Here is a 13,394-nt window from a genome sequence, read left to right as displayed (position 1 = left end):
CCGACGTACTGGAGCCCTCCATGGCCACCCCGGAGACAGTCCTGCCCGATCGCGCCACCACACCGGCTCACCGCGACGGCAACGTGCTGCGCTGGCTCACTGCGTACACCTCCTCCCTCATCGGCGACAGCGTGTACTTCGTCGCCCTGGGCTGGTCCGCCCAGAAAGCCGCCGGCCCTGCCGAAGTCGGCCTCGTCATGGCCTCCGGGGCGTTACCGCGAGCGTTGCTCATGCTCGGCGGGGGTGTTGTGGCCGACCGGTTCGACCCCCGCCGGGTGATTCTCGGCAGTGACGCACTGCGCTGCCTCCTCATCCTGGCGGTGGCCGCCGGAATCGCGCTGACGGCACCGGCTTTGTGGATCCTGGTCGCGGTGGCGCTCGTTTTCGGCGCCGTCGACGCGCTGTTCGTACCCGCTGTCGGTGCACTCCCGCCACGGATCACCAGCCCTGACCAGCTGGCCCGTGTCACGGGCATGCGCTCGCTGTCGATGCGCCTCAGCCAGATTGCGGGCCCGCCGATCGGCGGCCTGGCCATGGGACTCGGTGGACCCGCCGCCGCGTTCACTGTCGCCGGCCTCTTCATCGCGCTGTCCCTGCCGCTCCTGCTGACCATACGGATACGGTCCCTTGGGTCGCACGACGCCGTGCAGCCGGAGACCGGCACCGCGCGGCATGAACTGCTCGACGGCCTGCGCTACATCCGCCGCCACCGGCTCATCGGCCCGCTCGTCGCCGCCGGCGCCATCTGCGAACTGGGCCTCACCGGCACCCTCAACGTCGGCATGGTGCTCCTCAACGCCGAACGCGGCTGGGGTCCTTCCGGCTACGGCTGGATCGTCAGCAGCTTCAGTGCAGGAGCCGCGGCCAGCGCCGCGCTGCTCGCCATCGCCGGATGGCTGCCCCGTGCCGGTCTCATGCTGGCCGGGACACTGCTCGTGGGCTGCGCGGGCGCGGCAACCATTGCGCTGGTGCCGGCCCTTTGGCTCGCTGCGGTGCTGGCCGCAGTCATCGGGCTGTGTGCGGGGGTCTTCGGCAGCCTGGACAACGCCCTCATACAGACCGCGGCGGACCCGGCCTATCTCGGCCGAGTGACCTCCGTCGTCATGCTCACCATGGTCGGTCTCGCACCACTCAGCTACCCGCTGGTCGGCGCCGCCATCGGAGCCTGGGGATCCGCCCCCGTGTTCGTCGGCTGCGGCACCTTCGCCGGCCTGGGCGTGGTCATCGCCCTGGCCTCCGACGCGGTGCGGCACGCCGAATTGCCCCGACAGCAGCCGGGCATGAGCCTTTAAAGGTGCCGACCCGAACACTCTTCCCTATGGCGGCGAAGACTGGCAGCGCGTCTCCTTCCGGCTCCGTAACGGCGTCGAAGGCTTCAACGGCTTCGCCGAGGACGCACTCCACGACGCGATCGAGCAGCCCGGCACCCGCCGCATCCGCGGCATCCCCGCACAGACGATCCTGCTGGCTTTCCAGCTCGCCCACGCCAGCCGCCGCAAGATCGACCGCAGGCTCGCGACCCTTCCGCCCGACGGACACCCACCCCGCCGACGGCCCACCCGCCGGCGACCGACCAGAGCACAGGGCAGCTGGACCCCCACAGGCCACCTCACCACCAAGTGAGAGAGACCTCACACCGCCAGAAACATCACACAGAAATCAGCCCGGGGCCCCACCGTCCCGGGCCCGACCAGGCACGCCACCGCACCGCCGGATCCCTTGCACCACGACAACAAAGCGGAAGGCTCGTCATCGTGATCACGATGACGAGCCTTCCGTCAATGCTCGGCAGCACCTGACATCGGTGCTCCACTGTGCGCGAGGGGGGAGTTGAACCCCCACGCCCTTGCGGGCACTGGAACCTGAATCCAGCGCGTCTGCCTATTCCGCCACCCGCGCATTGGGTGTGTCCTCCGGCTCCGCCCCTTGGGGCCCGGCGCCGTCCGACATGCAGAAGATTAGCACGCCGGACAGGGTGGGTTCACATCACTTGTCGTCGGCCCTCCGCCGGCCCGCCACGCGTCCCACGGTGTGCCGGTTCGCGTATCAACCTCGTACCGGTCCAGGCCATCTCCCCAAGAGGTGGGCCGGGTCCGCAGCCGGGTGCGGGACACTTGTCTTCGCCCGCCTCTACGATCCTTGGCGGGAGGAGTTCGAAGGGTGGCCGCCCAGGGAACCGGCTCAGTGCCGGGGGGCGTGGATACGATCAGTAAGCAGTACCAGGCAGAGCAGTACGCGCAAGCAGTACGGCAGGGCAGTACGGCAACGAAGGAGGAGGTGCCCCATGGGAGTCCTGAAGAAGTTCGAGCAGCGTCTCGAAGGTCTGGTCAACGGCACCTTCGCCAAGGTGTTCAAGTCCGAGGTCCAGCCCGTGGAGATCGCCGGAGCACTCCAGCGCGAGTGCGACAACAACGCCACCATCTGGAACCGCGACCGGACCGTCGTCCCCAACGACTTCATCGTGGAACTGAGCGCCCCGGACTACGAGCGCCTGAGCCCCTACTCGGGCCAGCTCGGGGACGAGCTGGCCGGCATGGTGCGCGACTACGCCAAGCAGCAGCGTTACACGTTCATGGGACCGATCAAGGTCAACCTGGAGAAGGCGGACGACCTGGACACCGGCCTGTACCGGGTCCGCAGCCGTACGCTCGCCTCCTCCAGCAACCAGCAGGCCCCCGGGCCCGCCGCCCCGGCCGCCCGGCCCGGCACCGGCCCCGCGCCGGGCGGATACGGGTACCCGCAGCCCGCCCCGCCCGCTGGCGCGCCCCCCATGCCCAGCGCGCCGCCGCCCGGCGCCCGGCCCGGGGGCTACGGCTACCCGCAGCCCGCGGGCCAGCGGCCCCCGGCCGCCCCGGCGGGCAGCGGACGCACCCGCTACTGGATCGAGATCAACGGCACCCGCCATCAGATCTCCCGCCCGACGCTGGTGCTGGGCCGCAGCACCGACGCCGACGTGCGGATCGACGACCCCGGCGTCTCCCGCCGGCACTGTGAGATCCGGACCGGAACGCCCTCGACGATCCAGGATCTCGGCTCCACCAACGGCATCGTGGTGGACGGGCAGCACACCACCCGCGCTACGCTCCGCGACGGCTCGCGGATCGTCGTGGGCAGCACCACCATCATTTACCGGCAAGCCGAAGGGTGAAGCGGGGGCAATGTCAGAGCTGACCCTCACGGTCATGCGGCTGGGTTTCCTGGCCGTACTGTGGCTGTTCGTGATCGTGGCCGTGCAGGTCATCCGCAGCGACCTGTTCGGCACGCGCGTCACCCAGCGAGGATCGCGCAGGGACTCCGGACGCCCCCAGCAGGCCGCCCGGCAGCAGGCCCCCCGGCAGCAGACCGCGCCCCCGCAGCCGCGCGGCCAGCAGGGTGGCGGCGGCCGGCAGCGTCGCAACGCCCCCACGAAGCTGGTGGTGACCGAGGGCACGCTGACCGGCACCACCGTCGCGCTACAGGGCCAGACGATCACCCTGGGCCGTGCGCACGACTCCACGATCGTGCTGGACGACGACTACGCCTCCAGCCGCCATGCCAGGATCTACCCCGACCGCGACGGCCAGTGGATCGTCGAGGACCTCGGCTCCACCAACGGCACCTACCTGGACCGGTCCCGGCTGACGACTCCCACACCGATCCCGCTGGGCGCGCCGATCCGCATCGGCAAGACCGTCATCGAGCTGCGGAAGTAGTGCTACATCATGAGTGAGCGCGAGCGGAGCGAGCACGCGACGGCGGACCGCAGGGCGGCCTCCGGCGCGCTCCCGACCGGAGGGTGGGCAGTGTGGCTCGACACGACCGGCTGTACCCGGAGCAGCCGACGGGCGAGGTGCGCATGAGTCTGTCACTGCGCTTCGCCGCCGGATCGCACAAGGGCATGATCCGGGAGGGCAACGAGGACTCCGGTTACGCCGGTCCCCGGCTGCTCGCCATCGCCGACGGCATGGGCGGCCAGGCGGCCGGCGAGGTCGCCTCCTCCGAGGTGATCTCCACGCTGGTCACGCTCGACGACGACGTGCCCGGCTCCGACATCCTCACCTCCCTCGGCGCCGCCGTGCAGCGCGCCAACGACCAGCTGCGCGCCCTGGTCGAGGAGGACCCGCAGCTGGAGGGCATGGGCACCACGCTCACCGCCCTGCTGTGGACCGGCCAGCGCCTCGGCCTCGTACACGTCGGCGACTCCCGCGCCTATCTGCTGCGGGACGGGGTCCTCACCCAGATCACCCAGGACCACACCTGGGTGCAGCGGCTCGTCGACGAGGGCCGGATCACCGAGGAAGAGGCGACCACCCACCCGCAGCGCTCGCTGCTCATGCGCGCGCTCGGCAGCGGCGACCACGTCGAACCGGACCTGTCCATCCGCGAGGTCCGGGCCGGCGACCGCTATCTGATCTGCTCCGACGGCCTGTCCGGCGTCGTCTCCCACCAGACGATGGAGGAGACCCTCGCCAGCTACCAGGGCCCGCAGGAGACCGTGCAGGAACTGATCCAGCTCGCGCTGCGCGGCGGCGGCCCCGACAACATCACCGTCATCATCGCCGACGTACTCGACCTGGACACCGGGGACACCCTGGCCGGCCAGCTGTCCGACACCCCCGTGGTGGTCGGCGCGGTCGCCGAGAACCAGCACCACCTGCACGACAACGGCATCATGCAGACCCCGGCCGGCCGCGCCTCGCACCTCGGCCGCCAGGTGCCGGGCCAGGGCGGCGGCGAGTTCGGCCCGCCCGGCAGCGGCGACACCACCGGCTACGTCCCGGCCGGCGGCTTCGGCGACTACGGCGACGACGACTTCGTCAAGCCGCACAAGGGCCGCAGATGGCTCAAGCGCTCCCTGTACGGCGGTCTCGCCCTGGCCGTCATCGGCGGCGGCCTGTACGGCGGTTACCGCTGGACGCAGACCCAGTACTACGTCGGCGTCAAGGGCGAGCACGTCGCGCTGTACCAGGGCATCAGCCAGGACCTGGCCTGGGTGTCGCTGTCCAAGGTGGAGCAGGACCACCCCGAGATCGAACTCAAGTACCTGCCGCCCTACCAGCAGAAGCAGGTCAAGGCGACGATCGCCGAGGGCGGCCTGACGGACGCCCGGTCGAAGGTCCAGGAACTCGCCGTGCAGGCATCCGCCTGCAAGAAGGAGGCGCAGCGACAAGCCGCCGACAGCGAGAGCAACGCCAAGACGGGCCAGGGCGAGGCCGGGGGCACCACGGGAACCACGCGTGCCTCCCTCACGTCCAAGGCCTCGCAGACACCCGACCCGTCGGCTTCGGCCGGTACGACAGCGTCCCCGTCGAAGCCCCCGTCCACGACCCCGTCCGCGACCCCCAGCCCCGGCCCCACCCTCTCGGAGGATGAGCAGAAGGTCGTCTCGCTGTGCGGTAAGCAGTAGGCAAGCCGTGAGAGGCCCCGTCACACGATGAGCAGTACTTCCCACACGTCGACGCACCACACGTCCACGATCGGCTCCATCGGCGCGCCGAGCCGGCGCAACACCGAGCTGGCGCTGCTGGTGTTCGCCGTCGCCATCCCGGTGTTCGCCTACGCCAACGTGGGCCTGGCCATCAACGACCAGGTGCCGCCGGGCCTGCTCAGCTACGGCTGCGGGCTCGGCCTGCTCGCCGGCGTCGGCCACCTCGCCGTACGGAAGTTCGCGCCGTACGCCGACCCGCTGCTGCTGCCCCTGGCCACGCTCCTCAACGGCCTCGGCCTCGTCGTCATCTGGCGGCTCGACCAGTCGAAACTGCTCCAGTCGCTGCCCAACTACGTGACGGCCGCGCCCCGCCAGCTGCTGTACACCGCGATGGGCATCGCGCTGTTCATCGTCGTGCTGATCTTCCTCAAGGACCACCGCGTCCTGCAGCGCTACACCTACATCTCGATGTTCTGCGCGCTGGTCCTGCTGCTGCTGCCGCTGGTGCCCGGCCTCGGGGCCAACATCTACGGCGCCAAGATCTGGATCAGGGTCCCCGGCCTCGGCTCCCTCCAGCCCGGCGAGTTCGCGAAGATCGTCCTCGCTGTCTTCTTCGCCGGCTATCTGATGGTCAAGCGCGACGCCCTGGCCCTCGCCAGCCGCCGCTTCATGGGCCTGTACCTGCCGCGCGGCCGCGACCTCGGACCCATCCTGGTCGTCTGGGGGATCTCCATCCTCATCCTGGTCTTCGAGACCGACCTCGGCACCTCGCTGCTGTTCTTCGGAATGTTCGTCATCATGCTGTACGTCGCCACCGAGCGGACCAGCTGGATCGTCTTCGGTCTGCTGATGTCCGCGGCCGGCGCCGTCGGCGTGGCGAGCTTCGAACCGCACGTCCAGCAGCGCGTCCAGGCCTGGCTCGACCCGCTGAACGAGTACAAGCTCAGCCAGCAGGGCGTGGCCGGCCACTCCGAGCAGTCCATGCAGGCGCTGTGGGCCTTCGGTTCCGGCGGCACCCTCGGCAGCGGCCTCGGCCAGGGCCACTCCGACCTCATCCGGTTCGCCGCCAACTCCGACTTCATCCTCGCCACCTTCGGCGAGGAACTGGGCCTGGCCGGCGTCATGGCGATCCTGCTGCTGTACGGCCTGATCGTGGAGCGCGGCGTACGCACCGCCCTCGCCGCGCGCGACCCCTTCGGCAAGCTGCTCGCCGTCGGCCTCTCCGGCGCCTTCGCCCTCCAGGTCTTCGTCGTCGCCGGCGGCGTCATGGGCCTGATCCCGCTGACCGGTATGACCATGCCGTTCCTGGCGTACGGCGGCTCCTCCGTGATCGCCAACTGGGCCCTCATCGGCATCCTGATCCGGATCAGCGACACCGCGCGCCGCCCGGCCCCGACCCCCGCCAGCAACCCCGACGCCGAGATGACCCAGGTGGTCCGCCCGTGAACAAGCCCCTGCGCCGGATCGCGATCTTCTGCGGCCTTCTGGTCCTGACGCTGCTCATCCGGGACAACTGGCTCCAGTACGTCCAGGCCGACAGCCTGAAGAACGACACGTTGAACCGCCGGGTCACCATCGCCCGCTACTCCACGCCGCGCGGCGACATCATCGTCGACGGCAACCCCATCACCGGGTCCACCGCGACCAGCACGAGCGGTCTGAACGACCTGAAGTACAAGCGCACCTACAAGAACGGCCCGATGTGGGCGCCGGTCACCGGGTTCGCCTCGCAGGCCTTCGGCGCCAACCAGCTGGAGTCCATCGAGGACGGCATCCTCACCGGCAACGACGACCGGCTCTTCTTCCGCAACACCCTCGACATGATCACGGGCAAGCCGAAGCAGGGCGGCAACGTCGTCACCACGCTCAGCGGGGCCGCGCAGAAGGCCGCGTACGACGGTCTGAAGGCCCAGGGCGGCAAGGGCGCGGTCGCCGCCCTCGACCCGTCCACCGGCAAGATCCTGGCGCTGGCGTCCTACCCGTCGTACGACCCGTCGTCGTTCGCCGGGAACTCCACGGACACCGACACCAAGGCGTGGAACAAGCTGCTGAAGAAGAACAACGCGGACGACCCGATGCTGAACCGGGCGCTGCGCGAGACCTACCCGCCGGGCTCCACCTTCAAGGTGGTCACCGCCGCGGCCGCCCTGGAGAACGGGCTGTACACCTCGGCCGACGAGAAGACCAAGTCGCCGCTGCCGTGGATCATGCCGGGTACGACCACGCCGCTGAAGAACGAGGGCAACCTCCCCTGCAAGGACGCCACGATGCGCGAGGCGCTGCGGGTGTCCTGCAACACCGTCTTCGGCAAGATCGGCTCCGATCTCGGCAACGACAAGATGCTGGAGGAGGCGAAGAAGTTCGGCTTCGACGCCGAGCAGTTCACCCCGGTCCGCTCCAGCGCCTCCGTGTTCTCCGACAACATGGACCAGTCGCAGACCGCGCAGTCCTCGATCGGCCAGTTCAACACCGCGGCCACCCCGCTGCAGATGGCCATGGTCGCCTCGGCGGTCGCCAACGACGGCAAGCTGATGAAGCCGTACATGGTCGACAAGCTCCAGTCGTCGAACCTGGACACCATCGAGCAGACCGACCCCGAACAGCTGAGCCAGCCGCTGTCCTCCAAGAACGCACAGATCCTGCAATCGATGATGGAAACGGTCGTCAAGGACGGCACCGGTCGGAACGCGCAGATCGGCGGCGGGATCACCGTGGGCGGCAAGACCGGTACCGCCCAGCACGGCGTGGGCAACAGCGAGAACCCCTACGCCTGGTTCATCTCGTATGCCAAGCTCAGCGACGGCAGCTCGCCGGTCGCCGTGGCCGTGGTCATCGAGGACGAGAACGCCAACCGCGACGACATCTCCGGCGGCGGCCTCGCGGCGCCGATCGCGAAGAGCGTGATGGAGGCGGTCATCAACGCCAAGCAGTGACCCCGCTCACGTCCCCTTCACATCGGTGCACGTTGCGATACCGGTCCTGTATCGGGTCACGGGCTTGGCCAGGTCACACAGAGCGAGCCGGGTACGGTAGGCCCGGACGGCAGCCTCCGGCCGCACACACCGTGCCGGCCGGGACCGACGGAGAGGGCTGGTAGGTAGCTATGGAAGAGCCGCGTCGCCTCGGCGGCCGGTACGAGCTGGGCCAGGTGCTCGGCCGTGGTGGCATGGCGGAGGTCTACCTCGCGCATGACACCCGCCTCGGCCGCACCGTGGCGGTGAAGACGCTGCGCGCGGACCTCGCGCGCGATCCGTCCTTCCAGGCCCGGTTCCGCCGGGAGGCCCAGTCCGCCGCCTCGCTCAACCATCCCGCGATCGTCGCGGTCTACGACACGGGCGAGGACTACATCGACGGGGTCTCGATCCCGTACATCGTCATGGAGTACGTCGACGGCTCCACGCTCCGTGAGCTGCTGCACTCCGGCCGCAAGCTGCTGCCCGAGCGTGCCATGGAGATGACCATCGGCATCCTCCAGGGACTGGAGTACGCGCACCGCAACGGCATCGTCCACCGTGACATCAAGCCCGCCAACGTGATGCTGACCCGCAACGGTCAGGTCAAGGTCATGGACTTCGGCATCGCCCGTGCGATGGGGGACGCCGGCATGACGATGACGCAGACCGCGGCGGTCATCGGCACGGCGCAGTACCTGTCGCCCGAGCAGGCGAAGGGCGAGCAGGTGGACGCCCGGTCCGACCTGTATTCGACGGGCTGCCTGCTGTACGAGCTGCTGACGGTACGGCCGCCCTTCGTCGGGGACTCTCCGGTGGCCGTGGCCTACCAGCACGTGCGGGAGGAACCGCAGCCGCCGAGCGTCTTCGACCCCGAGATCACGCCCGAGATGGACGCGATCGTGCTGAAGGCGCTGGTCAAGGACCCGAACTACCGCTACCAGTCCGCGGACGAGATGCGTGCCGACATCGAGGCGTGCCTCGACGGCCAGCCGGTCGCTGCGACGGCGGCGATGGGTGCCGTCGGCTACGGCGGCTACCCGGACGACCAGCCGACGACGGCACTGCGCGCGGACGCCGGGGCGGGCGCCACGACGATGCTGCCGCCGATGAACCCGGACGACGGCGGCTACGGCTACGACGACCGTCCCGACCGGCGCCGGCAGCAGAAGAAGAACAACACCTCGACGATCCTCCTCGTGATCGCGGGCATCCTGGTCCTGATCGGCGCGATCCTGATCGGGATGTGGGCGTTCCCAGGGAACAAGGCGGGTGACGGCAAGGTCCCCACGCCGAACTTCGTCGGACAGAGCCAGCAGACCGCGCAGAAGATGGCGGAGAACGTCGGTCTGACGGTGACCACGTCCAAGAAGCCCTGCGAGGACCAGCCCAAGGGCAAGGTCTGCTCGCAGAACCCGGACCCCGAGACGAAGGTCGACAAGGGTTCCGAGGTCAGCCTGGTCATCTCGACGGGCGCGCCGAAGGTCGCGGTGCCCAACGTCATCAACAAGGACGTCGACACGGCCACGCAGCAGCTCGAAGACAAGGGCTTCAAGGTCAAGACGACGGAGACGGAATCGCAGCAGACCGAGGGAACGGTCCTCAGCCAGAACCCCGACCCCGGTACGGAACTGGAGAAGGCTTCCACGGTGACCCTTGAGGTCGCCAAGGCAGTGGCGAAGTCGACCGTGCCCGATGTCGTCGGCAAGACCTGCGACGAGGCGAAGGCCGAGATGACGGGCAACGACCTGGTCGGCAACTGCGTCGAGACGCCCGTGACGGACGCCTCCCAGGACGGCAAGGTCATCTCGACCAACCCGCAGGCCAACCAGCAGGTCGACAAGAACTCGCAGGTGACGATCACCGTCGGCAAGCTGCAGCAGCAGAAGACGGCGGTGCCGGACGTCCGCGGGCGGACCGTGGCCGAGGCCCGGCAGATACTGAACGCGCAGGGCTTCACCAACATCCAGTTCGCGGGCGGCAGCGACCAGAGCGACAACGCGCGGGTCGTCGCACAGGACCCCAAGGAGAACCAGCAGGTCGACGACCCCGCGGGCACGCAGATCACGCTGACCACCCTGGGCGCCGGCGGCAACAACAACAACGGCGGCGGCAACGGCGGCATCTTCGGCGGCCGCAACGGCTGACCCGCCCCGGCAACGAGTGGGCCCCTACCGGAAACCCCCGGCAGGGGCCCACTCGTTCGTGCCCCGACCCGCCCCGCTTCCTGCCGACTCCCCATCCACGGGCTCGCTCCTGCACGGCGCGCGCCGCGGGCCGACCCGGCTCTTTCGGGCCGCCCCGGGCTTCGGCGACGCACCCTCGCGCGGCACGTGGCCGGGCGGCTCATGCCGCCGCAGACGACCGACGGCACAACGCGGCACATCCGGCAGAGCGCTAGCGGAGTTCCTTCGGCGGCGTGCGCTTGCTGTCGACCTTGTCCACGCGGACCAGTTCGCCCCAGACCACGTAGCGGTAGCGGCTTGTGTAGACGGGGGTGCAGGTGGTCAGGGTGATGTAGCGGCCCGGCTTCTTCTTGCCGGATTCCTCGGGGGCCTTGTCGAGGACCTCGACGTTGTACTTCGACGTCTCCGGGAGGACGGCGTAGGTCTTGTATACGTACCACCGGTCCTTCGTCTCGAAGACGATCGGGTCGCCCTTCTTCACCTTGTCGATGTTGTGGAACTTGGCGCCGTGGCCGTCGCGGTGGGCGGCGAGGGTGAAGTTGCCCTCCTTGCCGGACATGGGGAGCGTGGCCTTGACGGGATCGGTGTAGTAGCCGGCCACACCGTCGTTGAGGACCTTCTCCGAGGTGCCCTTCTCGACCAGCACCTCGCCGTTCTTCATCGCGGGCACATGCAGGAAGCCGATGCCGTCCTTGGTGTCCAGCGCCCCGGGCCCGGTGTCCTCGGCCCAGTGGTCGCGGACCTTGTCGGACTGCCGGTGGGCCGCGCGGTCGGCGACGACGTTCGTCCACCACAGGGAGTAGACGACGAACAAGGCGAGCACCAGACCCGCCGTGATGAGGAGTTCACCGAGGACGCTGATCGCGCCGGCGATCAGGCCCGACGTCCGTCGCCGCGGTCCCGGCGCCGAGCCGGGCGCGGACGTCTGCCCTTCGATGTCGTCTGCGGTCGCTGACACTGTTTCATCTGCCCTTACTGGACGAGTGCATCCGGCTTGCCCTTGCTGCGCGGCCGTTCCTCGACCATCTTGCCCCAGACGATCAACCGGTACTTGCTGGTGAACTCCGGTGTACAGGTGGTCAGCGTGATGTAGCGGCCCGGCTCGGTGAACCCCGAGTCCTTCGGGACCGCATCGAGCACGCCCGTGTTCGACGGCGGCGTCACCGGCAGGATCGACGCGACCTTGTACACGAAGTACTCCTCCTGCGTCTCGACCACGACCGCGTCGCCGGACTTCAGCTTGTTGATGTACCGGAACGGTTCCCCGTGCGTGTTGCGGTGGCCCGCGAGCCCGAAGTTGCCCGTCTTGGCGGACGGCATCGCGGTCTTCAGCGGCTCCTGGCCGTAGTGCCCGACCATGCCCTTGTCGAGGACCTTCTTGTTGCTGACGCCCTCGGCGATCGGCACGACCACGTCCAGTTCGGGGATGTGCAGGATGGCGAAGCCCTGCCCCGGCTCGAACTCGCCCGGTGCGCGCTTTCCGTTCGCCCAGTCCTGTTGCAGGTCGCTGGCCTCCTTGCCGGCCTGCGCATGCGCCCGCACGTTCGTCCACCACAGCTGGTAGGTGACGAACAGCAGCATCAGCACCCCGGTGGTGATGAACACCTCGCCTATCGCCCGGCTCGCGACGACCGCCGGGCCGGGCCTGCGCAGCCGCGCCTGCCGCCGTGCCTCGACCCGGGACAGCGGCGCCCTGGGTTCGCTCCCCTCGGTCGCCGGCTCGGTCACCCTGCCGCCGCCGCCATGACGCCCGCCACGCCGCTTGGCGGCCTTTCTGCGGGCCGCACGGCCGCCCGGCGCGGGTCCAGGTGGGGATGAGGCCGAAGAGGCGCCAGAGGCCGGTCCAGCGACGGTCGTGGAGGCGTCGGCGGCCGGCGGCGGATCCGGGATCCGCAGGGCGACCGTCTCCTCGTCGATGGGGGGAAGGTAGGCCGTCTCGTCCGTTGTCGGCCCTGGCCGGTCCCCGAGCGCGCCGGAAGCCCCGTACGACTGGTCCTCGTACGAGGCGCCGGACTCGCGTTCCGGGCGCAGCGCGGTCACGCCGTGGCCCTGCCCACCACCGGGGCGAGCCCCGCCGACCTCGCCACCGCCGCCTGGTCCCCGCACTCCGCCAGCCAGTTGGCCAGCATCCGGTGGCCGTGCTCGGTCAGCACCGACTCGGGGTGGAACTGCACGCCCTCGACGGGCAGTTCCCGGTGGCGCAGGCCCATGATGATGCCATCGTGCGTGCGGGCCGTGACCTCCAGCTCCGGCGGGACGGTGGCCGGCTCGGCGGCCAGCGAGTGGTAGCGGGTCGCCGTGAAGGGCGAGGGCAGCCCGGCGAAGACGCCCTTGCCGTCGTGCTCGACCGGGGAGGTCTTGCCGTGCAGCAGCTCGGGGGCGCGGTCCACGACGCCGCCGTACGCCACCTGCATCGACTGCATGCCGAGGCAGACGCCGAAGACCGGGACGCCGGTGGCGGCGCAGTGGCGCACCATCTCGACGCAGACCCCGGCCTCTTCGGGGGTGCCGGGACCCGGTGACAGCAGGACGCCGTCGAAACGGTCCTGGGCGTGCGCCGTCGACACCTCGTCGTTGCGCAGCACCTCGCACTCGGCGCCCAGCTGGTACAGGTACTGGACGAGGTTGAAGACGAAGCTGTCGTAGTTGTCGACGACGAGAATCCGCGCACTCACTGGTTGTCCACCGTCACATCGTTGAAGGGCAGCAGCGGTTCGGCCCAGGGAAAGACGTACTGGAACAGGATGTAGACCACGGCCAGGACCAGCACGAGGGAGACCAGCGCCTTCACCCACGTGTTGCCCGGCAGATGCCGCCAGATCCAGCCGTACATGCCGTCCCTTCCGTAGC

11 protein-coding genes and 1 tRNA gene are annotated in these 13,394 nt (G+C 69.5%); 7 read left to right on the top strand and 5 right to left on the bottom strand.

The features are described 5' to 3' along the window. The first annotated feature begins 20 nt into the window (after nucleotides 1-20). Nucleotides 21-1,292, top strand: coding sequence for an MFS transporter (locus AC27LF_RS12290; protein ID WP_479656976.1), 1,272 nt, complete (start codon nucleotides 21-23; stop codon nucleotides 1,290-1,292). A gap of 523 nt (nucleotides 1,293-1,815) precedes the next feature. Here the strand turns inward: AC27LF_RS12290 and AC27LF_RS12285 are convergent. Then, a tRNA-Leu gene (locus AC27LF_RS12285) sits at nucleotides 1,816-1,899 on the bottom strand. A 385-nt stretch (nucleotides 1,900-2,284) separates the two neighbouring features. Between AC27LF_RS12285 and AC27LF_RS12280 the strand changes: the two genes are divergently transcribed. From AC27LF_RS12280 to pknB, 6 genes are all read left to right on the top strand, one after another. Next, nucleotides 2,285-3,148 carry an FHA domain-containing protein gene (locus AC27LF_RS12280; protein ID WP_479656975.1) on the top strand — a complete coding sequence of 288 codons (864 nt, stop codon included), beginning with the start codon at nucleotides 2,285-2,287 and terminating at the stop codon, nucleotides 3,146-3,148. 10 nt (nucleotides 3,149-3,158) lie between these two features. Next, nucleotides 3,159-3,692: an FHA domain-containing protein FhaB/FipA gene (locus AC27LF_RS12275; protein ID WP_479656974.1), complete on the top strand. Its 534-nt coding sequence runs from the start codon at nucleotides 3,159-3,161 to the stop codon at nucleotides 3,690-3,692. 143 nt (nucleotides 3,693-3,835) lie between these two features. Then, nucleotides 3,836-5,386 carry a Stp1/IreP family PP2C-type Ser/Thr phosphatase gene (locus AC27LF_RS12270; protein ID WP_479657013.1) on the top strand — a complete coding sequence of 517 codons (1,551 nt, stop codon included), beginning with the start codon at nucleotides 3,836-3,838 and terminating at the stop codon, nucleotides 5,384-5,386. A 27-nt stretch (nucleotides 5,387-5,413) separates the two neighbouring features. After that, nucleotides 5,414-6,853, top strand: a complete 1,440-nt coding sequence (locus AC27LF_RS12265; RefSeq protein ID WP_479656973.1) for an FtsW/RodA/SpoVE family cell cycle protein — start codon at nucleotides 5,414-5,416, stop codon at nucleotides 6,851-6,853. Next, complete coding sequence (locus AC27LF_RS12260) at nucleotides 6,850-8,340, top strand: peptidoglycan D,D-transpeptidase FtsI family protein (RefSeq protein ID WP_479656972.1); 1,491 nt, start codon at nucleotides 6,850-6,852, stop codon at nucleotides 8,338-8,340. Before AC27LF_RS12265 ends, AC27LF_RS12260 begins: the two co-directional genes overlap by 4 nt. A gap of 170 nt (nucleotides 8,341-8,510) precedes the next feature. After that, nucleotides 8,511-10,505 (top strand): Stk1 family PASTA domain-containing Ser/Thr kinase, encoded by a 1,995-nt coding sequence (pknB, locus tag AC27LF_RS12255; protein ID WP_479656971.1) that lies wholly within the window; start codon nucleotides 8,511-8,513, stop codon nucleotides 10,503-10,505. A gap of 250 nt (nucleotides 10,506-10,755) precedes the next feature. On the opposite strand, the gene AC27LF_RS12250 is transcribed toward pknB, so the two are convergent. From AC27LF_RS12250 to AC27LF_RS12235, 4 genes are read right to left on the bottom strand one after another with little or no spacing between them, the layout of a single operon-like run. Next, nucleotides 10,756-11,502 (bottom strand): class E sortase, encoded by a 747-nt coding sequence (locus AC27LF_RS12250; RefSeq protein ID WP_479656970.1) that lies wholly within the window; start codon nucleotides 11,500-11,502, stop codon nucleotides 10,756-10,758. Nucleotides 11,503-11,516: 14 nt separating this feature from the next. Then, nucleotides 11,517-12,584, bottom strand: a complete 1,068-nt coding sequence (locus AC27LF_RS12245) for a class E sortase (RefSeq protein ID WP_479656969.1) — start codon at nucleotides 12,582-12,584, stop codon at nucleotides 11,517-11,519. Then, entirely contained in the window at nucleotides 12,581-13,219 is a 639-nt protein-coding gene (locus AC27LF_RS12240) for an aminodeoxychorismate/anthranilate synthase component II (RefSeq protein ID WP_479656968.1), read from the bottom strand. Before AC27LF_RS12240 ends, AC27LF_RS12245 begins: the two co-directional genes overlap by 4 nt. Continuing rightward, on the bottom strand, nucleotides 13,216-13,377 hold the full coding sequence (locus AC27LF_RS12235; RefSeq protein WP_351731025.1) for a hypothetical protein: 162 nt from the start codon (nucleotides 13,375-13,377) through the stop codon (nucleotides 13,216-13,218). Before AC27LF_RS12235 ends, AC27LF_RS12240 begins: the two co-directional genes overlap by 4 nt. Nucleotides 13,378-13,394: the final 17 nt, after the last annotated feature.

The organism is Streptomyces diversicolor (assembly GCF_057537855.1).
Note: the sequence above shows the minus strand (reverse complement) of the source record. Positions and strands in the feature narration are given on the sequence as shown.